1 protein-coding gene is annotated in these 389 nt (G+C 66.3%); it reads right to left on the bottom strand.

What is annotated here, in order from left to right; all coding sequences use genetic code 11:
• Window positions 1-389, bottom strand: a 389-nt coding sequence (locus ACSHWJ_RS16005) for an IS3 family transposase (protein ID WP_432540114.1), incomplete at both ends; no start/stop codon positions are given.

Raw genomic sequence — 389 nt, 5'->3', positions numbered from 1 at the left:
TCGATGACCGCAGCCAGGTACAGCCAGCCTTCGTCGGTGGCAATGTAGGTGATGTCGCCGCTCCAGAGCCGATGGGGCGCCTCGGGGGTAAAGCGCCGCTGCATCAGGTCGGGGGCCACCGGCAGGCTGTGAGCGCTGTCGGTGGTCACCACAAACTTGGGCTTGTTCCTGGCGTGGATGCCATGCTGCTGCATGAGCCGGCGAACCCGCTCCTTGCCCACCCGGATGCCGCGGGCCACAAGCTCCTTGTGCATGCGCGGCCAGCCGTATTCGCCCTTGACCTCGGCGTGGATGGCGCGCATGTGCGCCAGCAGGGCTTCGTCGCTGTGACGTTGGGTAGGGTCGCTGCGGCCCTGTCCATCCTCTTGCCGGCGCAGCCAGTTGAAATA

The organism is Methylococcus sp. S1M (assembly GCF_051295855.1).
Taxonomy (GTDB): Bacteria; Pseudomonadota; Gammaproteobacteria; order Methylococcales; family Methylococcaceae; genus Methylococcus; species Methylococcus capsulatus.
The sequence above is the reverse complement of the archived record's forward strand: the minus strand, read 5'-3'. Positions and strand labels throughout refer to the sequence as shown.